The sequence below is a fragment of the Nostoc foliaceum FACHB-393 genome (assembly GCF_014698505.1).
Classification (GTDB): domain Bacteria; phylum Cyanobacteriota; class Cyanobacteriia; order Cyanobacteriales; family Nostocaceae; genus Nostoc; species Nostoc foliaceum_A.
The window spans coordinates 77,140-100,390 of the sequence record NZ_JACJTD010000022.1; the positions used below are offsets into that span (position 1 = coordinate 77,140).

The 23,251-nt window shown below is 42.5% G+C and carries 15 protein-coding genes; 3 read left to right on the forward strand and 12 right to left on the reverse strand.

Annotation, left to right across the window (positions count from 1 at the left end):
* Positions 1-83: 83 nt before the first annotated feature.
* Positions 84-3,203: an efflux RND transporter permease subunit gene (locus H6G92_RS19155; RefSeq protein WP_190895200.1), complete on the reverse strand. Its 3,120-nt coding sequence runs from the start codon at positions 3,201-3,203 to the stop codon at positions 84-86.
* Between the two features lie 300 nt (positions 3,204-3,503).
* On the opposite strand from H6G92_RS19155, the gene H6G92_RS19160 reads away from it, so the two are divergent.
* Entirely contained in the window at positions 3,504-4,190 is a 687-nt protein-coding gene (locus tag H6G92_RS19160; RefSeq protein WP_190895201.1) for a serine/threonine protein kinase, read from the forward strand.
* Between the two features lie 424 nt (positions 4,191-4,614).
* On the opposite strand, the gene H6G92_RS19165 is transcribed toward H6G92_RS19160, so the two are convergent.
* The 3 genes from H6G92_RS19165 to H6G92_RS19175 form a co-directional block, all read right to left on the reverse strand.
* Positions 4,615-5,298 carry a tetratricopeptide repeat protein gene (locus H6G92_RS19165; protein WP_190895202.1) on the reverse strand — a complete coding sequence of 228 codons (684 nt, stop codon included), beginning with the start codon at positions 5,296-5,298 and terminating at the stop codon, positions 4,615-4,617.
* 86 nt (positions 5,299-5,384) lie between these two features.
* Complete coding sequence (locus tag H6G92_RS19170) at positions 5,385-6,710, reverse strand: Nramp family divalent metal transporter (RefSeq protein WP_190895203.1); 1,326 nt, start codon at positions 6,708-6,710, stop codon at positions 5,385-5,387.
* Between the two features lie 286 nt (positions 6,711-6,996).
* Positions 6,997-7,401: an ArsR/SmtB family transcription factor gene (locus H6G92_RS19175; RefSeq protein WP_190895204.1), complete on the reverse strand. Its 405-nt coding sequence runs from the start codon at positions 7,399-7,401 to the stop codon at positions 6,997-6,999.
* A gap of 132 nt (positions 7,402-7,533) precedes the next feature.
* Here H6G92_RS19175 and H6G92_RS19180 point away from each other — a divergent pair, with 132 nt between their 5' ends.
* Both H6G92_RS19180 and H6G92_RS19185 read left to right on the forward strand, forming a co-directional pair.
* Positions 7,534-10,335, forward strand: a complete 2,802-nt coding sequence (locus H6G92_RS19180) for a heavy metal translocating P-type ATPase (RefSeq protein WP_190895205.1) — start codon at positions 7,534-7,536, stop codon at positions 10,333-10,335.
* Between the two features lie 211 nt (positions 10,336-10,546).
* On the forward strand, positions 10,547-11,164 hold the full coding sequence (locus tag H6G92_RS19185) for a hypothetical protein (RefSeq protein WP_199344879.1): 618 nt from the start codon (positions 10,547-10,549) through the stop codon (positions 11,162-11,164).
* Positions 11,165-11,193: 29 nt separating this feature from the next.
* On the opposite strand, the gene sigB is transcribed toward H6G92_RS19185, so the two are convergent.
* The 8 genes from sigB to H6G92_RS19225 form a co-directional block, all read right to left on the reverse strand.
* Positions 11,194-12,192 (reverse strand): sigma-70 family RNA polymerase sigma factor SigB, encoded by a 999-nt coding sequence (sigB, locus tag H6G92_RS19190; protein ID WP_190895206.1) that lies wholly within the window; start codon positions 12,190-12,192, stop codon positions 11,194-11,196.
* Between the two features lie 251 nt (positions 12,193-12,443).
* On the reverse strand, positions 12,444-13,130 hold the full coding sequence (locus H6G92_RS19195; protein WP_190895207.1) for a SanA/YdcF family protein: 687 nt from the start codon (positions 13,128-13,130) through the stop codon (positions 12,444-12,446).
* A gap of 163 nt (positions 13,131-13,293) precedes the next feature.
* Positions 13,294-16,449 (reverse strand): efflux RND transporter permease subunit, encoded by a 3,156-nt coding sequence (locus H6G92_RS19200; RefSeq protein ID WP_190895208.1) that lies wholly within the window; start codon positions 16,447-16,449, stop codon positions 13,294-13,296.
* Between the two features lie 61 nt (positions 16,450-16,510).
* A complete protein-coding gene (locus H6G92_RS19205) occupies positions 16,511-17,137 on the reverse strand; it encodes a class I SAM-dependent methyltransferase (RefSeq protein ID WP_190895209.1) in 627 nt (208 codons plus the stop codon).
* 212 nt (positions 17,138-17,349) lie between these two features.
* Entirely contained in the window at positions 17,350-19,050 is a 1,701-nt protein-coding gene (locus H6G92_RS19210; RefSeq protein ID WP_190895210.1) for an efflux RND transporter periplasmic adaptor subunit, read from the reverse strand.
* Between the two features lie 676 nt (positions 19,051-19,726).
* On the reverse strand, positions 19,727-21,052 hold the full coding sequence (locus H6G92_RS19215) for a hypothetical protein (protein ID WP_190895211.1): 1,326 nt from the start codon (positions 21,050-21,052) through the stop codon (positions 19,727-19,729).
* Between the two features lie 29 nt (positions 21,053-21,081).
* Complete coding sequence (locus H6G92_RS19220) at positions 21,082-22,176, reverse strand: cysteine synthase family protein (RefSeq protein WP_190895212.1); 1,095 nt, start codon at positions 22,174-22,176, stop codon at positions 21,082-21,084.
* Positions 22,177-22,867: 691 nt separating this feature from the next.
* The gene (locus H6G92_RS19225) at positions 22,868-23,185 is read right to left on the reverse strand and encodes an anthrone oxygenase family protein (RefSeq protein WP_190895213.1); all 318 of its coding nucleotides are present in this window, start codon (positions 23,183-23,185) and stop codon (positions 22,868-22,870) included.
* Positions 23,186-23,251: the final 66 nt, after the last annotated feature.

Here is a 23,251-nt window from a genome sequence, read left to right on the forward strand (position 1 = left end):
AACCCTTGGAGTATAGGAATTAGGAATTCCTAATTCCGTTAGCGTAGTGAGGCGTAGCCCATTTCAAATTCCGCCTTGCGGTACTAGGCTCTGGCTTCTCCTGCAATTTCTGGCTGAATAATTGGTTCAGCCTTTCTTGGAACTAAAAATCTACCAAACTGTACATACAAAGCCGGAAGTACCAAAAGAGTTAAAGCAGTCGAGGTAAACAATCCACCTAAAACCACAACGGCTAGTGGCTGAAGGATTTCTTTTCCGGCTCCGCTACCAATTACCAAGGGTGCCATACCCAGAGCTGATGATAGCGCCGTCATTAAGATAGCAGCCAACCTTTCTACCGACCCTTCCATCAAAGCCTGTCGTAGAGGCTGTCCTTCTGCCATCCTAGAATTGTAGTTCTCAACCAGTAATAGTCCATTGCGTGTAGCAACGCCGAATAAGGTAATAAATCCTACCATTGAAGCTACAGAGAGAATACCGCCAGTCAAGGCGATGGAAATGACTCCACCCACTAACGCCAAGGGCAAGTTTATCAAGATCATGATGGTGGCAGGAATCGACTTGACAGCAAAGTAAATCAGGACTGCGATCGCAACAAATGCTAATCCCCCAGCCGAAAGTAAAGTTTTCGTCGCTCCTTCTTGGGCTTCAAATTGACCACCGTATTCAATAAAATATCCAGCGGGTAATTGCACCTGTTGCTTAACTCTGTCCCGAATATCCTTAATTACAGAACCTAAATCTCGTCCACCCACGTTGCTGGATACGACAATATAGCGGGAGACGTTTTCGCGGTTGATGGTATTGGGGCCTGTACCATAGTTGATTTTTGCGACTTGGGCTAAAGGAATTTTTTGTCCGTTGGGTGTATCAACTAACAAATTACCGATAATTTCAATATTGTTACGGTATTTTTCTTGCAACCAAACCACCATATCAAAGGTTTGTTGTTGCTCCAATACTTGGGAAACGACTCGCCCATTCAGTGCAGTTTCTACTACCTCTGACAATTCGCCAATAGTTAAACCATAGCGGGCTGCTGCATCGCGGTCGAATTGAATTTGTACCTGCTTAATTGGTACTTGCGGTTCTAGTTGCAAATCTACTAGACCCGAAACCTGGCCCATAGCTGATTGTACTTGTTCACCAAGGGTACGGAGTTCTTCCAAATCGGGGCCAAAAATTTTCACAGCGATCGCACTCCGTACACCTGAGAGTACCTCATCCATCCGGTGCGAAATAAACCCGCCGATATTGGGAACGACTCCGGGAATTTTATCAAATTCTTTACGAATCATTTCAATTGTTTTTTCTCGATCTTTTGCCCCCTCCTCGCTGAGTTGGATATCTATTTCCGCCCCATTTACACCAGCTACCTCAGTATCCCCTACAGCCCGCCCAGAGCGCAATTGAGCCGTTTCAACCCCAGGATTTTTTTTCAGGGCTTCTTCGATCGCTAACCCTACTTGATTAGTCGCATTCAGAGATTGACCAGGCATTAAAACTGCGGCGATTACCAAAGAGCGGTCTTGGAATTCTGGTAAAAAAACTTGCCCTAACGAGAGTAGAATCATCGTTGAAGCCACAAAGGCAGCGATCGCACCTGTCAAAATAATCTTGGGGCGACGAATAGAAAATTTCAAAAGTGGACGATACAGGCGATGGGAAAATCGTTCAACCCAAGTTTCTGTACTTGGTAAACGCCGATTTACTAGCAAAAGGGCGCACAGTGCTGGAGTCAATGTCAGTGCTACTAAGGTAGAAGCGCCAATTGACAGCAGATAAGCTACAGCCATCGGTGTAAAAATCCGACCTTCTACACCAGAAAGAGCAAAAATTGGTGCAAAGACGACTGCAATAATGATTGTCGAGAACAGTACGCTTACCCGCACCTCCACTGAGCCATTAAAAACAACTTGCAGTGGTGGTACAGGATTGCCTGCTATCTGATTTTCTCGCAAACGGCGGTAGACGTTCTCCATATCGACAATTGCATCATCCACCACTGAACCAATCGCAACAACAAGTCCGCCCAAAGTCATTGTATTGATGCCTTGTCCTGTCCAATTCAGGATCATCATTCCCAACAACAAAGATACAGGAATCGCGCTCAAACTAATAATCACTGTGCGCCAGTTCATCAGAAATAAAATCAAGATCACACAAACGATGATTGTGCCATCACGCAAAGCTTCTTCAACGTTTTTGAGTGAGGCTTCGATAAAATCTTCCTGACGGAAAGTAGTTGTAATTTTCACATCTTTGGGCAGACCGACTTGAATTTCCTCGATTGCTGTCTCAACTGCCTTCGTTACTTTTGGCGTATCTGCTGCTGGCTGTTTGTTGACTGTCAAAATTACCGCTTTTTTACCCGCAAAACTGCCATCGCCGCGTTTGAGCGCTGCACCAATTTGGACATCCGCCACTTGTTCCAACAGGATTGGCGTGCCATTTTTGGCTTTAATTACTGATTTCTTTAGCTGTTCAATAGATTCAATCCGTCCAACCCCTCGCACCAATGTCTCTTGGTCAGGAGTAATTAAAAATCCCCCTGGTGCATTAGCGTTGGCTGCTTGTGCTGCTTTGGTGACATCATCAAGGGAAACATTAAACGCTTTTAGTTTATCTGGGTTTACCAACACTTGATACTGACGCTCATCCCCACCAAATATGACGACATTACTTACGCCAGGGACAGCAAGCAGGCGGTTTTTCACTTGCCAATTGACAATCCGCCAGACCTCCATCATCGGAGTGGTTTCAGAAGTAAAGGCATATTTGACAGTCCATCCCAAAGGTGAACTAACAGGCAGAACCTCTGGGTTTTCCACACCTTGCGGTAGTTGACTGCGTGCTTGTTGCAACCGTTCCGTTACCAATTGGCGGGCGCGATAAATTTCTGTATCCAAGCTAAAAGTCGCTCTCACAGATGAAAGACCGACAGCTGAGGCAGAACGCAATGTTTCTAGTCCGGGAGTGCCGTTAATCACACTTTCTATCGGTCGAGTAACTAGGGATTCAACCTCCTCTGGTGCAAGTCCTGGGGCTTCGGTCATAATTTCCACTTGCGGTGGAGCAAAGTTGGGAAATACATCCAGTGGCATTTGCGTAAGGACGAGAAAGCCCCAAACTGATATGAGGACGGAAGCAATAACTACTATCCAGCGTTGAGCGATCGACCATTTAACAATAGAATTAAGCATTTTTAAACGTTTTAAGGGATGTCTGCTTGCTGTGCAGCTAAGGTAAGTTTAAAGATTAAGTACTTTACCTACTCTCCCAAATGAAGATGAAATTGAGATGAAATTTTTAGCTTAAACTTAAAGTTGCCCCACATCTCACCCAAAAGGAAGCGTGGGATGAATTTTTGAGCATTGTGATTAAACCATCAACAGTAGGATAGCAAACGTCAGCCTTGATGATTTTACATGATTCCAATTGTTACCGTAATAGTTGACATAAAGTAGTTTAATTTCTTCTTGGGTGTAAGATACTTATCCAATATGGACAAATCGCCTCCAAAGCAGCTGCTTGAAAGTATTTATCAGCAACTACTGCCTAGCTTACAAATTGAAAGCGTCAATCCCCGGAATCCAATCAAGGTTAGCTATCTTCCAAAACCCTGGCGGCTGCTTGGTAAAGGAAATTATGCCGCAGTAGTCTATCACCCTAACCACCCTGAGTCTGTAGTCAAGATTTATGCCCCAGGACGGCCAGGCTATGAAGAGGAAGTAGAAGTTTACCATCGTCTAGGTTCTCATCCGGCATTCTCTGAATGTTTCTATGCCAAAGATGCCTTTTTAGTCTTGAAACGGCTTTATGGAACAACGCTCTATGATTGTATGTACTTGGGTTTACCTATTCCCAAACAAGTAATACAGGACATCGATAAAGCTCTTGACTATGCTCAAAGTCGTGGACTCCACCCTCATGATGTCCACGGTCGTAATGTCATGATGCACCAAGGCAAAGGATTAGTTGTAGACATCTCAGATTTTCTGCATCCAGAAGCCTGCTCAAAGTGGAATGACCTGAAAAAGGCTTATTACTGCCTATATCTCCCCGTGTTTTACCCACTTCGATTGCGCGTACCATACTTTGCCTTAGATATGATCCGCAAATGTTATCGTTTAGGAACTTCTTTCAAAACTTCCTGTCTTGACATCCTCACCGGGCTAAAGCAACGGTAATTTATCTAGCAATCAAACAGACTTAAGTGTTTATATTCTAGCCGAAATAAGTACCCAATCTAGAGTTAATTGTATAGCCAAGGGAACGCTATTCACAAAAACTAAATTTTATCAAGAATTAAGTTCATTTTTATTAAAGTCGAACTCGGTTATCATACCCAAGTCTCATTTGTCAGACAATTCAATCGCCAGGGGAAAAATAATAGAGAAAGTGACAACACAAGCGGGTGTTACACTTTGGCGCGTATGAGCTAAATCAGCAGACTATCAATAATGTCTTTCAATCACAAAATGGCGGTAATAACTGGAAAAAATTGAGCTAAAGCAGCCCATAGTTTCCTCAACAATTCGATAACAAAATTGAATAACCCAACTATTTCGTAAGGTTTTTTGAAAAGTTGGGTTTGATAATCATTTGAATTAGTTACATCTGAATCTGCTGAAGGAGAGCTTGTGTTTGCTGATACCTTGGGGTATCTCCTTGCCGTTGAAACAGACTTGCAGCTTGCTCTAAATCATTAATGGCGCTTTTGCGATCGCCTAAAGCGTATTCAGCAAGTCCTCGGTTGCCGTAGGCATCAGCTAAATTGGGGTTGATTTGTAGGGCTTGGTTAAAATCTGCGATCGCCAGTTTATGATTTCCCTGTTTATAATTCAAAAAGCCCCTATTGTAGTAAGCATCTACAGACTTCGGATCAATTCTAAGTACCTGGTTAAAGTCGGTAATAGCTGCTTCAATGCTTCCTAGTTCCGCATGAGCAGTTCCTCGACCGTTGTAAGCATCTGTATGGTTGGGGTTGAGTCGCAGTGCTTGATCAAAGTCGCTAACGGCTGCTTTAAAGTCTTTTAATTGAGACTTTGCTAAACCTCTAAGGCAAAAACCTTCATAGTATCGGGGATTTAACTGTACTACCCGACTAAAATCTTCTATTGCGCCGTTGAAGTTACCTTGCTCAAGCTTTTGCACTCCCTGATTATAGTATTCCTGAAAATTCATCTGTTGGATGCGCGTTGGTGCTTCCTGTGCAGCATGGACAGCAACAGGTATTCCACTCAGTACGCTAGTTGTTATTCCTAAGATGGTAGCAGCTTTGCGAATATAGTTCATAGCTTGACTTTCTCCTTGATAGATATATCAAGACAGATGCGCGGGATTATCCTCGACTAGATCCATCCTAAGCGGTTTAAACAGATTTAGAGATTGAAACCCAACCAAACCAAAATACTTTGTAATAGCAACCAAACATTTAACCCGACGATAATAATAGCAACCAGCCAAGCTAGAGATTTGAGCCACAAAGGATTCACAAATTCTCCCATTAAGCGACGGTTACTCGTAAACATCACCAATGGAATTACTGCGAACGGTAACTGCAAACTAAGGATAACTTGACTAAGAACTATGAGGCTGCTTGTGCTATGTTCCCCAAAGATAATAATTGTAATCAACGCTGGAATGATAGCAAGCAGACGGGTAACTAAACGCCGTAACCACGATGGAAGGCGAAATTGTAAAAAGCCTTCCATTACAATCTGCCCAGCTAGAGTTGCAGTTAGTGTCGAACTTTGCCCAGAAGCAAGTAAGGCAATCCCAAAGATGGCACTAGCAGCACTAACACCTAACAATGGTGAAAGCAGTTTATAAGCTTCTTGAATTTCTGCCACATTCTGATTACCAGAAAAATGAAATGTAGCCGCAGACACAATTAAAATAGCTGAGTTAATAAATAGTGCCAACGACAAAGCAAAAGTTGAATCAATCGTGCCAAACTTAATTGCTTCCCATCTTTTTTCAGTACTAGGTTGCCAATCACGGGTTTGCACAATAGAGGAGTGTAAATATAAGTTATGAGGCATCACTGTTGCGCCTAAAATGCCAATGGCAATGTAGAGCATTTCTGGGTTTTGTAAAATTTCTTTCTTAGGCAGGTATCCCAATAAAATCCCTCCCATATCAGGTCGGGAGAAGAGAATTTCTGCTGTGAAACAGAAGCCTACGGTTGCTACCAGCATTATTACCAAGGCTTCTGTATAGCGAAAGCCTTTATGTTGCAGGAATAGCAATATTAGGACATCCAGCGCAGTGATGCACACACCCCATATCAAGGGAATACCAAATAAAAGTTGCAGGGCGATCGCACTTCCCAGTAATTCTGCCAAGTCACAAGCTGCGATCGCAATCTCACACAGTATCCACAAACAAAAGCTTACCCTTCGTCCAAAATAATCCCGACAGGCCTGCGCCAAATCTCGCCCCGTAGCAACTCCCAAACGTACACACAAAGATTGCAGCAATATTGCTATCAGGTTCGACAGCAGGATCACTGTTAACAGAGTATAACCAAACTTTGACCCCCCAGCGATATCTGTTGCCCAGTTTCCAGGGTCTATGTATCCGACTGAAACCAAATACCCTGGCCCTGCATAAGCTAGCATCTTGCGCCAAAAGCTGTTGCTGTTAGGGACTTTTATACTGCGGTGAACCTCTGGTAAGCTAGGTCTGTTTTCTGGGGGAGTCATTTACTTTGCCGTTTAATATTTTCATATTATTTTCATAATTTATCTTTTCATATTCTTCTCATTATTTGGGAATATCTGGCATGAATATTAATCTTCTCAAGATTTTTACTTATGAAATCTTGTCTTTCACCAATAATTCTTGTATTTTTTATACTTTTGATAGAACAAAAATCTAATAAAATTTGAAGTTCGTAAAGAATTTTTTTGCAATCAAGTTGCACAATGCTTTTTGATTGATGAATTACCTAGATTAATTATGAGAGGTAAAAAAATGACCAATCAGCAACTAAAGATTTGATTCATCTAGGTGTTCCTCTACAGAACGGTATAGATTAATGATGTGACTATCAGCCAAACTGTAATAGACATTCTTACCTTCTCGACGATAGTTGACCAAACGCATCGCTTTAAATAATCGCAGTTGATGACAAACAGCTGATTCGGTCATTTTTGTTAATGCAGCTAAATCGCAAACACACAACTCTTGGAAAGCCAAAGCTGAGAGGAGGCGTAGGCGATTCGGATCTGCTAGGATTGAAAAAATTTCTGCTATTTGCTGTGCTTTAGAAGTTGCTAATATTTGCGTTTGAGTTGAACGTACATTATCTAAATGCACTAAATGAGTGTCACAGCTTGGCACATCAGAGTTTTGTCGATTGTCGAAGTCTTGCTTTGCCTTGTTCTTGTTCATGGTGTTGTGCGTAAGTAATGGTTATCAATTTTATAGTATCTAAAATGATAACCATTGTACAATTGAATAATTATTCAATTGTTGTAGTAAGATATTGGCAGTTAACTTTGTAGTTTTTTATGTAAAGCTGCTATGACTCAAACCCCTGACCTCAAAACCCAGTTTTTGCAAGTTGATGGTATGGACTGCGGAAGCTGTGCTAAGACGATTGAAGCCAGTTTGCAACAGCTACCCGGTGTGATGGAAGCTTCAGTGAGCTTTGCAACTGCAAAAGCCAAAGTTTTATATAACCCGGAGATCCTGAGAGAAGCTGAAATTATAAATCGTATAACTGTCTTGGGTTATACAGTTGAGCAGAGTGGTGAACTAAAGTCTCATAATCACAGCGATTCTTGTGAAGGTGAATACGACCATAATCACGACCACGTTAAAGCGGACGTTAATCAAAAGTTGCAAGCAAAGGTCGGTGGGATGGATTGTGGCAACTGTGCCAAAACTGTTGAAGTTAGCTTGCAGCAAATCGCTGGAGTTTTAGAGGCATCGGTTAGCTTTGCGACTGAAAGAATGCAGGTATCCTATGACCGGCAACAGGTTAGTGAAAAAACAATTTACGACCGAGTTAAAGCTTTAGGTTATACAGTTGAACAGAGTCATGAAGTAAAGCCCCATAATCACACCTCTGACTGTAATGGCAACCATGACCACCATAACACCCACTCCCGTGACAGCGACCATGAGTATTTGGAAGTAGCTTCTCCTCAAAAACTACAAGCAAAAATCGGTGGGATGGATTGTGGCAACTGTGGTAAAACCGTTGAAGTTGGCTTGCAGCAAATCGCCGGAATTATAGAGGTATCGGTTAGCTTTGCGACTGAAAGAATGCAAGTATCTTACGATCCGCAACAGGTTAGTGAACAGACAATTTCAGATCGAGTTCGGACTCTGGGTTATACATTTGAACAGATTGGTGAAGCAAGCTCTCATCAACATACCCACAGTCGTGACCACGATAATTCAGTCTCGAAACCAATTCAAAAACGCGACCCAGCAAGCTGGAAATTCTGGATTAACAACCGCCGAGGACAGAGCGTAATTTTAGCGGGATTGGGGTTAGTCCTGGGTTTGCTGACTCAACATTTGGCATTACCGATCTGGATAGCAAGGGCTTTTTATGGAATTGGCATAGTAATTGCAGGCTATCCTATTGCACGGGCAGGTTTGTTTGAGTTGCGCTTGCGCCGTGCCGATATGAATCTGCTGATGACCATATCAGTTATTGGGGCAGTAATTTTGGGGGACTGGTTTGAGGCAACGCTAGTCCTGTTTTTGTTTTCTTTGGGTACAACACTGCAAGTTTTCACCTTTGGTCGCACGCGCAATGCTATTAGCGCTCTCATGGATTTAACTCCACCTACTGCTACTGTCAAGCGGGGGAATAAAGAAGTTACAGTTCCCGTTGAAAGTATTCAAGTTGGTGAAATTTTGACGCTTCGACCCGGAGGGCGCGTGGCGTTGGATGGCATAGTTATTTCTGGTAGCAGTGCCATTGATCAATCGCCAATTACAGGAGAGTCAATTCCAGAAGATAAAGAAAAAGGCGATACTGTCTTTGCTGGAACATTGAATCAATCAGGCTTTTTAGAAGTAAAAGTAACTCACACTGTTAGTGATACAACTGTTTCTAAAATTATTCATTTGGTAGAATCAGCTCAAGGAAGTCGCGCTCCTTCTCAGCAGTGGGTAGATCGGTTTGCAGAGATATACACCCCAATTGTAATTTTGATTGCGATCGCCATTGCCCTAATTCCGCCTTTGGCTTTTGCTCAACCTTTTAACGTCTGGGTTTATCGGGCGCTAGTGATGTTAGTAATAGCTTGCCCCTGTGCTTTAGTAATTTCTACTCCTGTTTCAATTGTCAGCGCCATTGGTGCAGCAACTCGTAAGGGCGTTTTGTTCAAAGGAGGTAATGCGCTGGAAACCGCCGGACGTTTGACTACTTTTGCTTTTGATAAGACTGGTACAATTACGCAAGGGCTACCCGTTGTACAAAAGGTTTATGACCTTGGCAAGGTAAGCGCAAACATGGTGTTACAGATTGCAGCTTCAGTTGAGCAGCAGTCTGAGCATCCTCTCTCCAAGGCAATTGTAGCCAAGGCTCATGAGCAAGGCATGGAGTTAGAAGCACCTATTAAATTTACAGCACTACCTGGGAAAGGGATTCAGGCGAACTTGAGGGAGCAGTTGTACTTCATAGGCAATCAAAGGTTGTTTTTAGACCAAGGTATTCGCTTATCTGGTGAAGCTGAATCTTTGTTAGCTGAAATTGAACAACTTGGTCAAATTCCCGTGCTGATAGGAACAAACGAAGGGTTATTAGGAGCGATCGCACTTTCCGATGGCATCCGCTTGGAAGCGACAGAAGCCCTGCGACAGTTGAGGCGGGTTGGATTAAAGCGGTTGGTGATGTTGACGGGCGATCGTACTGCTGTTGCTAAACAGATTGCCCAGCAAGTTGGAATTACAGAGTACCGAGCAGAACTACTACCCGAAGATAAACTTGAAGAAATTCAACTCCTGCGTCAAAAAGGAGTAGTAGGTATGGTTGGGGATGGTATTAACGATGCCCCTGCGCTTGCTGCTGCGGATATCAGTTTTGCGGTTGGTGGAATAGATATTGCTCTGGAGACAGCAGATGTCGTGATCGTGGGAAGCGACCTCAGACGACTTGCTTATGCAGTAGAACTAAGCCGTCGCACTGTATCTGTAATTCAACAGAATGTTGTCTTTTCTTTAGTCACAAAAGGTTTATTTCTGCTGTTGGGAACCTTTGGATTTGTTGGGTTAGCTGTAGCCGTCTTAGCAGACACAGGAACTTCCTTACTAGTGACCGCGAATGGAATGCGGCTGTTTAGAAGCAAGTTTTTTGAGGATTAATATTAGCGGGCGATGCTGCAAAGCAGCCGCTACGCGAACGCCATAATTAAAGATACAGCAGTTTTCGTTTGCATGAAGTACAAATTTACAGTTTTTGAGGCAGTTTTAACTTACTTGCAAGCTATGACGTTCGGTTCAGTCTGACACCTTGTCTCTTGACAGAAGCGATCGCCATAGTTAAGAATTCGACTACCAGCTGCCATACACCACAATGTCACACCAATCAAAGATTAATATAAGCTTGATGGGAGCGGTATTTCTGTCACTGCTTGTCACCCCAGTGTTAGCACATAACATTAAACTATCGGGGGATGTGGCTGGTACTTGGCACGTTGAACCAAATCACAGTCCCAAAGCAGGAGAAACAGCGAGAGTCTGGATTGCACTTACCCGCAAGGGAGGGAAAATCTTGCCAGTGTCGGAGGCGAATTGCCAAATGGCTGTCTACTCTCAACCTCGTAAACAGAAAGATTCGCCTGTACTACAGCCTACGGTGCAAGCGATTTCAGTTGAGAGATATCAGGGTATTCCTGGTGCAGATGTTGTTTTTCCTAAGACAGGAGCTTATCAGTTAGAGTTAGGTTGCACTCCCAAAGTCGAAAGTAATTTTAAACCCTTCCAGATGCAGTATGAGGTAATAGTGGCTAGTGGTGTAGCAGCATCGACACCAGCACCAGTTACAAGTTCTCAAAAAACTGAGCAAGAATTATCATCCAGTCAGTCAACCAACTCTGGAAATCAATGGTTTACTGGAGCTATGGCGCTCGGTGTCATGATTGCAGGTTTGGGAACCTTTTGGTGGATGAAGCAAAGGGTGAAAGTCAAATAACTACTACAAGCTTTCAAAACTAGGGAGCATCAGCCAGCTAGATAGCTGCGTGAGTTAACCCCATATCTTCGTAGAAGTGTGAGAGCTTGTTGTTCCACTTGTCGCACTCGTTCCCGACAAATGCCCATACGTTGACTAATCTGTACCAGAGTAAGTTCGTGTCCACCTGCTAAACCAAAGCGCAAGATTAATACTTCCTTTTGCTGGGGAGTCAGCTTTGCTAATAGATTGTGAACGTCTTGATAGAGTAATTCCCGCTCCGCGTAGCGTTCGGGAGATATTCCATCATCCTCCAGCATATCCTGCAATTGAGTATCCTGCTCAGGCCCAATTCCCATATCTAAGGAAACAGGTTGACGAGCAAACTGCAAACATTCTCGAATCTGACTGGGTTCCAGATTAAGCGCTTGGGCGATTTCAGTCACGTCGGCGGTGTGACCAAGCTTTTGAGATAACTCTCGTTGAACACGCTTAATTTTGTTCAGCTTATCAGCCATGTGAATGGGTAAACGAATGGTGCGGGATTGTTGTGCGATCGCTCGTGTAATTCCCTGACGAATCCACCAATAAGCATAAGTAGAAAACTTGTATCCAAGAGTTGGATCAAATTTCTCTACCCCTCGTTCTAGCCCCAATGTACCTTCTTGAATTAAATCTAGAAACTCAATATTGCGTTTCTGGTATTTTTTAGCAATAGACACCACCAGCCGCAGATTAGCCTGAATCATCTTCTGCTTGGCAATTTGTCCTTGACTTAGTTGTTGCAGCAGCACATCTTCTTTCAACTGCATCTTGTCAGCCCATTCTTGCAGAGTGGGTTCACGCTGTAATTTTTCAGATAGTTCTTCCTTCACAGTAATAATTGCCATCATTTGCTGAACTTGTTTAGCAAAAAAAATTTCTTCTTCATGGGTTAACAGAGGTATACGTCCAATTTGACGAAGATAGATACGCACTATATCTGCTGTAGATGAAAATTCGTTATTCTTGCTCTTAAGTTTAGTTACTTGGGATGCTGAATTAGACATGAATAGGTTATCCTCCATTGAATAAATTCAAATGTTTACATAATCATCAATAAACACAAATTAATCGAGATAATAAATTTTCACTTTTAATAAAACTAGATTTTGGGAAATTACCAGAATTTACTAATGAAAACTTGAGAGCGAATCCAAAGATTTGGATTATTTTATTTATTGCAGCTTTGGGTTTTGTTATTAGTGCTAGTTTTGTGATTAATTCTGCGTCTAACTACTGAGTGAAATTTGTAAAATACTCAATTAATAGGCTCAAAACGTCCTAAAAAAGTAGGTCGGGGAAGGGTAATGTAAACTTCCCACAAAGCCTTGACATTCGCTAACATTTCCCGCACTAAATCGGGAATCATTCCCCGTAGTCCATAAATTTCTATATCTGGAGTTCCTAAACCAACTGTCTTCACCCCTAATTGGCTACAGGTATAAACAGTGCGGGGAAGATGATAATTTTGGGTGATAACAACAGCCTTATGTACACCAAAAACCTTATGAGCGCGATAACAACTCTCATAAGTGCTGAAACCTGCATAGTCTAAGCTAATGTTTTTCATCGGTACACCCAAATCATGAGCATATTTCTGCATAGACCTGACTTCATTATAAAAAACTGTGCTGTTATCTCCTGTCATCAAGAGTTTACTAATCTTTCCCATTTTATAAAGTTTGACAGCAGCTTCTACACGGTCTGACAACATCGGTGTGGGATTACCATTCGGAAGAATTCCTGCACCGAATACTATTGCAACCTGTTCTTTTGGGACTAATTCTGGTTGAACGTAGCGGGAGCCATTCGTCATTAAACCTATATAAGCAGTTGCTATTAAAGGTTTTGCTAACACACTAATTACTAAACCTAGCAAAATCCATCGCAGGCGACAGAAAAACTTGAAATATTTTTTCCCTATAGTTTTTTCAGAAAATCTCATAGAAGTAATATTGTATAGAGTATTTCATTTGATCAGCGACACACCCTATCGGAAGTTTATGTGTACCTATAAATTACTGCTTATATTATGAGCCAGCAAAGGAATTCACTGGCTATATTTATCAAAATTGCTGTCCCATGTGCGGTTAACTTAGTGATGCTAATTAATTCTCCACCACCACCCCAGCTACCTTTCCATTTTCCACAACAGTCGCACTTCGCTTAGGTAACAAAAACCTACCAAACTTAGAATATAAAGCAGGTAAAACCAACAAAGTTAACGCCGTAGAAGTAAACAACCCACCTAACACTACAATCGAAAGAGGTTGCAAAATTTCCTTCCCTGGCCCCACTGAAATTATCAACGGAACTAAACCCAAAGCTGAAGTTAAAGATGTCATCAAAATAGCGTTTAGTCGTTCCATTGACCCAGAAATTAATACTTCTTTTAAAGACATCCCTAACGCAATTTTTGAGGTGTAATTATCTACTAATAATAATCCGTTTCGAGTAGCCACACCAAACAAAGTTACAAACCCCACCAATGAGGCTACAGAAACAATTCCACCTGTAAAAGCTACCGCAATTACACCACCCACTAATGCAATGGGCAGGTTAATCATAATCATTGCTGTTGAAGCGATTGATTTCACAGAAAGATACATTAGTACTGTGATTACAACAAAGGAAATAGCACTGAAAACCAGAATATTTTGTGAGGCTCGTTCTTCTGCTTCAAATTGACCTCCATATTGGATAAAATAACCTGAAGGAAGTTGAACTTGTGCCTTAACTTTATTTTGAATATCTGTCACTACAGAGCGCAAATCTCTGCCTTTAGCATTAGCAGACACCACAATTAAACGCGAAACATTTTCCCGATTGATAGTATTAGGCCCAGTGCCATAGGCAACCGTAGCAACTTTAGCTAAGGGAATTTTATTCCCATCAGGGGTATCAACTAACAAATTCTCAATTGTTTGTAGATTTTTGCGATACTGTGGTTGCAACCACACAACCAAATCAAAGCTTTGTTGCTTCTCTAAAACTTGAGAGACTGTTCTTCCATTAAGCGCAGTTTCAATAATATTAGATAATTGTCCAATAGTTAAACCATAACGAGATGCAGCAACCCGGTCAAACTTAATTTGAATTTGTTCAATAGGAATTTGTGGTTCGAGTTGTAAATCTACCATTCCCGAAACAGATTTCATTGCGTCTTCAACTTGCTTTCCAAGCTTGCGGAGTTCTTCCAAGTCGGAACCAAAAATTTTGACTGCGATTTGACTCCTCACTCCAGACAAAATTTCATCAATCCGGTGAGAAATAAATCCACCAATATTGGATGCAGCGCCTGGTATTTTGTTAAACTCTTCCCGCAACCATTCCACAGTAGCTGCGCGAGTTTTCATTCCTTTGTCACTTAACCCAATATCAAGGTGAGCCAAATTCACGGGTGCAGCATCCGGATCATTGGGGGCGCGTCCGGCGCGTAATTGAATATACTTTAATCTAGGGTCGTCTTTGAGTTTATCTTCCAAAGCAAAAGCAGCACTATTGGTAGCTTCTAAAGATGTACCTGGGTAAAGTGCTAAGGTATTTACTAAAGTTGATTCCTGAAATTCAGGTAGAAATGCCCGTCCTAAAGTTGGGAAAATTATAATTGCTGCTATCATTCCCGCCGCAGCCACAATAATAACAACTACCGAATTGCTGATAGCAAAATCGAGAAAAAGGTAATAAATCCTTTTGCAAATTCTCGGTATAAAGGGTTCCCTTGCTGACATTTTATCGTGAGGTAATAAAATTGCACACAAAGCCGGACTTACAAGCAGCGCTTCTAAGCTAGAAACTATAACTACCACCAGATAACTAAGACCCATCGGGCCAAAAATCCGACCTTCCACACCAGCGAGGGCAAATATTGGAGAAAAGACGACAATAGTAATTAAAGTTGCCCCAATCAGAGATTCTTGGACTTCCTGTACTCCTTCAAAAACAATTTCCAGTACTGGATTAGGGTTGGGAGAGTATTTATTTTGTCGCAACAAACGAAAAACATTTTCTGCATAGACAATGGCATCATCGATCGCTGTACCAATGGCGATCGCTAATCCTCCCAAAGTCATTGTATTCAGCCCCAAGCCTAAAAAAGATAATACTTGCAATGAAAATATAAAAGTCAGGGCAAAATTCAACAGCACAACTCCCAGAGTCCGCCAATTCATTAAAAAAGGGATGAGGATAACTGCTGCAATGATACTACCTTCCACCAAGGCTGACCTGACATTTTCCACCGAAGCATCGATATAATCTGCTTGGCGGAAGGTTTGATTTACTTTAATTCCTTTCGGTAAACCTGCTTTTAGCTCAGATATTGCGGCTTCAATAGCACGGGTGACGGTGGGAGTATCAGCTAGCGGTTGTTTATTCACCATCACCACAACAGCATCTTTCCCATTTAAACTACCATCGCCGATTTTCACAGCACCACCAATTTGCACTTCGGCGACATCTCCCAACCGGACGGGCGTTCCTTGACGGGCGACAATGACAGATTGTTGAAGATCATCAAGGGATTCAATCCGCCCAATTCCCCGAATTAAAGTTTGTTTGTCAGGAGTAGTCAAAAAGCCACCAGGAGCATTGACATTTGCCGCTTGTACGGCTTCACTTACCTGTTGTAAAGATACATTAAAAGCTTGTAGTTTATTGAGGTCTACTAACACTTGATACTGACGCACATCGCCGCCATACACAAGTACCTGACTGACACCGGGAACTGCTAAGAGGCGATTCGTTACTTGCCAATCAACAATTCTGCGGACTTCCATGAGGTCGATTTTAGTAGCAGATTGGTTATTGCCTTCCCCTTCCACAGTCAAGGCGTACTTTAATACAGTACCGATGGGGGAGCTTGTGGGGGCAATTCGTGGGGTTTCGACTCCTTCTGGTAGCTTACTTATGGCTTGTTGCAGTCGTTCTTGTATCAACTGGCGGGCTTGAAAGATATCTGTTCCCCAGCCAAAAACAACTCTGACTACAGAAAGTCCTGCTGAAGAAGAGGAACGAACCGTAGTTAAGCCTGGAGTCCCATTAATGGTACTTTCAATTGGTAATGTCACCAAAGATTCGATTTCTTCTGGCGCTAGTCCAGGGGCTGCTGTCTCAATTTCAACTTGGGGAGGTGCAAAGGCTGGAAAAACATCCAGCGGCATTTTGGGGATGGTATTAAAGATGATGACTAATGTGGAAATGAGCGCAGCAATTACTACGAGCCAGCGTCGATAAATTACCCATCTAGCAACTGTACTAATCATTTGGTTTTTGGTTAAGAAATGGCGAAGGTTTTGTTTCTTTGTGATAAACGAGTGAAAAAATTTAAATATTAGGTGTGGCTGTTGCTAGCATTAAGCCCCAAATCAACCCAAAGCGAACTTTAGTTGCCCTACAGATTTCAAAGTTTGAGGAAGTAAGCAGTTGATGAAATTCAGCTTGGGAGTAACACTGCTTGTGTCCTGAATCAAATACTTTCAATAAAAAGTCGCATATTTTACACAAAATATAATCTCTGCACCAATCCAAAATTACTAATTTACCATCAGGCTTGAGAACCCTTTTCATTTCCGCCAATGCAGCATCGGGGTCATCAAAATAGTGAAACGAATTAGCAGATACAACTACATCAAAACTGCTACTACTAAAAGGTAATGCCGATGCAGATGCAATGGAAAACGAGACATTAAGGTAATTACGACATTTATGTTTAGCAACCAGCAGCATATTTTCAGAAATATCTACTCCCATAATCTGTTGTGTTGGATTGTCATTGAGTAGTAAATGCTCAAATTCCCCTGTTCCACAGGCGACATCAAGAATTGTGGCTTGTGGCGAAATATGCGCCCAAGTTTTGAGAAAAGCAAGTGTCTTGGTGATATAAGTATTCCACCGCTGGTCATAGAAATGCGCCATTTGGTCATACTGTTGGCGAACTACTGTCTCACTCATAAGTACACAGGGAGTTGATAGTTTTTATAAATTTACAGCATTTCTACATAGGATATGAACAAACTACATTCTTATACTCTTTGCGTCTGTAGCGTGAGATTTATAAACTGTTTTGTTCACAATCTAAATAGTCTTGTTGTAGGTTGGCTTGATGTTAGAAAATCTAGCAGAACCAAACTTCAGGTATTTATTATCTGCAACTTTGCTAATCACTAACCACCATCTGAATGTCGAGGACGATCATGCTCCTCAACATTTTTATCAGAAGTAGATATGGTTGGTTGCTTGTGGTTGTCGAGATAAACCTCTGTTTCATAATTGAACCCGTCGTACTCTAAATTACCTGCTGGTACTAAACGGGTACGACGATTAGACCAAAAAGCACCTCCCATGAAAGCAGCTACCGCAAGTGCTACTCCTCCACCTGCTGTTAACCACAAAGGTACTGGGAAACTGTTAGTTTGAACTTCAGTTTCTTCTGCGTGAGAACCACTTTCTTCGTTGGGTTCTTCTTCTTTTGGTTTACTATCACCCCGCAATGATTGAGCGTAAAGTTGGGGCGCACGTTGGGTGACGATCGCATCTCCCTCAAACAAACCCGTCTTCACCTCAACCATGTCCCCAGAGGTTTGACCCAAGGTCACTTCCGCAGATTGGAAAGCATTCCCATTTTGGACGTAGACCATTTTTTTCCCATTCGCATCTACTACAGCCGAGCTAGGAACCGCCAAGATAGGTGCGGATGATTGGTTTGTTAGTACCTCCAATTCCGCAAACATTCCAGGTTTGAGTTGTCCACCTGGGTTATTTACTTCAGCTTGTACTGAGACAACCCGTGTTTCCCCTTGTACTACCGCACCAATCTGTGTAATCTTTCCAGAAAAGGTACGGTCTGGTAAGCTAGCAACTTTTAGACTTACTCTTTGACCTACTTTTACTTTGTCTAAATCTTTTTCATAAATATTGGCTGTGGCAAAAACCCGACTATCATTGACAATAGTCATGAGTGTGCCACCTGCATCATTAAAAGTTTGACCAAGGGTAACTTGGCGATCGGCAACTTTACCGGAGATGGGAGCAGTCACTGTCACCAATCCCTTGGCGTTAGGACGGTTGCCTATTTGTTGCAGTCTAGTATTATAAGCAGAATCACTAAGACGTAAACGCTCTTGTGCTACTTGAACAGCAGACTGGGCGCGTTTCATTTGGGCTTCGCTTTCAATGATATCTCGTCTGCTGTCGGCTGAGGTGAGTTTGGCTTTTGCTTCCGCTAATTGTGTTTGAGATTCGAGCGCGTTGCGACGTGGTAAAGCGCCTTCATTAGCTAACTGTAAATCTTTATTATATTTTTCTTCAGCAAATGCTACCTGGCTTTGGGCTTGGGCAATGTCGGCGTTAGATATTTGTAAATATCTTTGATAATTTTGTTGAGCTAATTTGGAATCGGCTTGCGCTTGCTGCAAAGAAGCTATAGCTTCCGCTCGTTTTTCTTGGGAACTAACCCGTAACTCCACTAAGTCAGGACTGGTGACAACGGCAAGGGGTTGACCTTTTTTGACTACAGCACCGGGTTCCACCAACAATTCAACCACTTTTGCCCCTGTAATTGGGGTATTCACTTCCACTTTTTGGCTAGGTAAGGTTTCAATCTGTCCAGTGCTTTTAATACCCAAAGCTAGCCGTTGCCGTTTCACTGGCTCGACTTTAATTCCTAGCCTCTGGGCGGTTTCGGCATCAACTTCGACAGAACCACTTGCTTCGCTTCCACTACCCTGAAATGAACTTCCACCAGTATGATCGTGTCCAGCACCAGCTAACACAGCCGTGGGAGTTGTCAGTAATAAAAGGCTCAGAACTGTGCCGGAAACACAACGAATTACTGTAGGTGGTTGGAGACTGTTAGAGATTCCCATCGCTATTTTGTGTCCTTGAGTTACTATGGTCTGGATTTGTGCTTAGACGTTGGTTGACTTTTTAAGCGGGATTTCGAGAACCGCTTTTGGCAAGCAAGCGGTTTTGCTCTTGGAATTTGTTCACGAAGCCAACTTAACCACTTAACTTAATAGTTTTTCACACAGATATGAAATTAGGATGAAATTAAGAACATAACTGTGAAAGTGTTGTGAGGGTAAATCAGGAAAATATTGCAGCTTTCAGATGAACTTACATCATACAAATGTGCTATCTACTCTAAAACGCTTGTATGGCAATTAATACGGCAGATGAATCCAAAATTTGTAGCCATGTATAATACCAAGTCTGTATGAAGATGCGCTAAACCATATTAGGACTGAAGTGCAAGAAATAAAAACGAACCGCCTTCTGGTGCGTCGGCTTCCGCCAACGCTTAACGTCTCGTAGAGAAGGACGTCAAGGACGCAAAGAAAGAAGAAGTAAAAAAGGTTTGGCGCAGCCTTACAAAGAATTGGTATAACCTTGAAGCGAGTGGAAAACTGTAAATTAGAAATAGGGAGCGATCGCACCCATGCAAACATCTATAACCCATACACCATAGTAGTTTGTCTAGTGCGATCGCTCCTGTATTTGGAATTTCATCATTCAATTCGGCAACGCCATTTTTGCACTGAATTATTGACGTTGCAGTGCGAAAATAAGTACCAGAATTTCACTCACAATTCCTGCAATCATTCCATAGGCTGCTGAAGTAGCTCCACTATGTCCGGTGAAAATGAGACTTCCACATACTATCAAGGTGAGAGCAGCCGCAATTAATGTTGCCAGATTAATGAACCAGTTCTTTGCGCGGTGAATCAGAAGCCCTTGAAATGTATTTTGGAGTGCAAGGAGGAGGGGTAAACACGAAAGCACTTGTATGACTGGAATTGCTGCTTCTACAAGAGATGGATTATCACCAAAAAACTGGTGAAGCAGCGAGAATCCTTGGCTGGTAAACCCCAGAAAAAACGGTATCGAGGTAAAACCCAAACCGACAAGAACTACGAAAGTAGCAAGTGTCTGCTTTGAAGTCTCTTCATAAGAGGAAATTACTACTTGCTGAACCATTCGTGTACCGTTGGCAATAGAAAGAACCAGTCCCCAGGCAGCAGGCCATACGGCAAGAGCAAGACTACCATCGAATGAGCGAGCAACGAAACTCAAGAGTATTGCCCTCGCACCCCAGATTACCAGCATTGTTGAGGCAAGGGGAAGATAGTAAAATGTGACACCTTGAAAGGTTTTAGGAAGCTTCTTAATATCCTGGTGTGTCTGCTGGTCAAGAATAGAGGTAATACTAAGACGCGAACAGAACCATGTGACTAGCATTGCTTCAATAAGTATTGCTCCCATCATAGTAATACCCGCAAGCACTGCCCCATCACTTTTAAGATTCACTCCTATCGCCAGGGCTACAATTACCCAAGTAAATCGTGCAACACTTGCCCATCCTACAGGAACACTTTTTCGAGCGCGGATCAGAAGCCCTTGAAAGAATCGTCGCCAAGCAATGACGAACGGCCACAGGAACATCAAAAGAAAGGGAGTTCTGCCTCGTGTGGCGATGAAAGAACTGACTCCAAATACATCAAGAAGAAGCCAGTTATATAAAGGCTCCCAGGTGAGTACCAGAAAGATCCCACTGAGGGAGAGTCCTGCAATCATTGTAAACTGCCAAAGCGCACGCCGAGACGCGCTATGGTTCCCCAGTGCGGTTGAGGCATGAAGGATCATAATGATGGGGCTTTCCAGAAATACAGCAACTGCCTTGACGACACCTACTCCTGCTAAGGTTTCTTGAGGGAATGCAAGGCGACTGAGTGCTGCTGTCTGAAGCGGATCACCAAGGGTCATGGCTACATCGGACAGAGAAAGAGGGATAAATTGGGTGAGTAGCGTCAGGAGCGATCGCTTTTGAAGTGCGTTCTTACCTTCCTCAAGCTGGGGTGGGGTATTCATGAAATTTTTTAATGCTATCCGATGAGGTACTAAAAATACACGGGACTCAGTGAGGCGATCGCATCATCAAGATGCTCCCCCTCCATCAGTGCAAACCCGTTATGAGAAAGCCAATTGGCATCGTACACAGTTTCAAGATAGCGATCGCCTCTATCGGGGTTGATCATGAGAATACGTGCATCGGGGCCAAGGTCACGCGCCAGATGCAAACCACCAGCCACAATTGCCCCAGTTGACGCACCCAGAAGTAATCCCTCACGACGTGCAAGTGCATGGCACACCGAGTAGGCGATCGCTTCAGGCACTACATAAGCACGACTTAGGAGCGAGAGATCGAGATTAGGTGGAAAAAATGATAACCCAATACCTGTCATCTTGTATGGTTTTGCTGGTGTTCCCATAATCACTGACCCCTCAACATCGACACCAACAACGTGCAGTCCAGGAAACCGGGGTAGAAGATAGCGGGCAATTCCCATTATCTGCCCCGCAGTGCTAACACCAACCACCACGGCATCAAGGTCAGAAGAAAAGTGGGCTTCAATCTCACGCGCCGTGTAGTACAAATGTGCCTCATGATTCAGAGGATTTAAGTGCTGACACGGATACCAAGCATGAGGAATAGTTGCAGCCAGCTCCTTTGCTTTTTTCATTCGTGCCTTCTGCATAGATCCCGATTCGTCTGCTTCGTGAAGAGGTACATCCACAAGTTCTGCACCGTATGCTTGAAGCATTCGTCGAAATGGTGGAGCAGTTTTTGCATCAACTACAATAATGACTCGATACCCTCGTGCCGCTCCCACCATTGCCAGCCCAACGCCAAAATTGCCTGAACTTGACTCGATAATTGTACCTCCAGGTGTAAGAAGTCCCTCCTCCTCCGCACGCGTAACGAGGTAAACCGCATTTTTCTCCTTAATTGATCCTCCAGGATTGCAGCTCTCAAGCTTCAATAAACATTCTGATTCAAGACATACACGGGAGATGTTTCCAAGCCGTACAATCGGTACATTTCCCAGTGCTTGGGTAACATCTACAGAGCCAATCTTTTTGTATCTATTATGATTGTTACATTCAGAGCTAGAAAAGTTCTTGAACGATGAAGATTGGGTGAGATAATTCATATTTAACATCTACTAAAAGAATGAGTAATTTTGCAAAATTACCGTAAGTACTGCTTCATGAACTCGCTCACTCAATAAGGCCTATTTTCTATTATATTTACAGCCTAATTTTAGTGAGATTGCAAATGAAGAGGATGTTGTGTATAGCTCTATTGCAATGTCTAATTACATCAGCCACCGCAGTTATTTGTAAATTGGCTTTTGTGCTGTAGCAAATGGTGTGTCAGAATGACAAAATATCACTCTTAGGGAGGAATTCATGTCTAATAGAGTCATTTATTCAAGCCTATTACAAAAAATATAAGTTCTATTCATAGTTGAGTAGAACTTATATTTCTATGTTGAATGCTGACTATGAAAACAAGATGAAATTTAAAATAAAATCTTAAATATTTTTTCAAATAGCAGTAGTTATGATATGGTTTATACCCCGAAAAAACTGTTTAGTACCACTGCCACTTTCGATGTACAAAATTGTGAGTTGCAGACAGTCCATAGTCTAAACCCTATTTGGTGCAGTGATTTGATACAACACAGCAAGGGTCTGAGACTCCTAAATTTCAGACGATTCAATTAGGGTGATCAAAATATTAAACCTGGGTCATTAAGTTCTTAATGTAACTTTCTACTCTACTTCTCATTTCACTCTTTTTGCAACTAACAATGATAAGGTTAGTGCCAGCATCCCCAGCTATGCAATTCCGAGATGAACCAAATGGTAAAAATGCCACTGATAACGAAGTTCAGCCCAGTTACTTGGAGCATTAACTGGAATCCAAGTATCAATTTGCTGATTAATCGGTTGAATAAATAATGCCCAGATAAGCCACATCAGAATCATGCAAACTAATCCAACTAAGGTGAGCCAGAAAGACTTTCGCTGAGGGCGAATCAAAAGAGTTGCCAGCATAGCAAAGACAACAGAGGGAATCTCAATGAAAGCTAATTTGATTTTGTAGCTAATTACTTGATTTTGTACCAAGATGTGGCAATCAAGAGGTAATGACAATTTCCCTGGCATCTGCATAAAGTGTGCGTATAAAAGGCCCAACTGTACGCGCTTACTTGGGTAGGT